The organism is Enterobacter sp. UCD-UG_FMILLET, assembly GCF_000762975.1.
Lineage (GTDB): Bacteria > Pseudomonadota > Gammaproteobacteria > Enterobacterales > Enterobacteriaceae > Enterobacter > Enterobacter dykesii.
Window position 1 is genome coordinate 1 of sequence record NZ_JRJC01000044.1, and the last position, 552, is coordinate 552.

The following is a 552-nucleotide window of genomic DNA, read 5'->3' on the forward strand; positions in this document are numbered from 1 at the left end:
GGAGTAATTGTGTAGTCTATGACATAGCCTGATTCACTGACTAAAGCATGACATTTACATCCATAGAAGTACTGTCCCTTTGTAGCATTGTAGCCAACATTTGCATAATCTCCAAGAACTTTGCTTCTGAARTTACGAATAGGCTGACACAAAGGAAKGGGGAAGCTGTCAATAATGGATACACTCATTCCTTCAACCTCTTTAAAGACGAGTGCTTGGCGAATGACTTGGATACTCGGTAAGAGGGCATTACAACGGCGGACAAAGCGAGAATATTCTAGGAAATTAGGAAATAAACTTTGAGCCAATTGGTGCTTTGCTTTAAGTGTTTCACTAAAATGCAGTACGCCCCATAGGTAACAAGCGATAACTCAGCAATCTGATGTTGCAAGATGGACGTTCTTTCGGTTTTGAACCTCAAGGGGAACACTCGTTTGATAAAGCGTCTCAATGGTTGTCAGTAAATAAACAAAAACTTTTGGAAGTGTGCTATTATAAGTCATATAAGTCGTGCGCTTTCTAATGCTTAGTGGTTTAAGATTAGGATAGCAC

1 pseudogene is annotated in these 552 nt (G+C 39.8%); it reads right to left on the reverse strand.

The features are described 5' to 3' along the window. A pseudogene (locus LA04_RS23915) lies at window positions 1–503 on the reverse strand (IS982-like element IS982B family transposase); the annotation flags it as partial. Window positions 504–552: the final 49 nt, after the last annotated feature.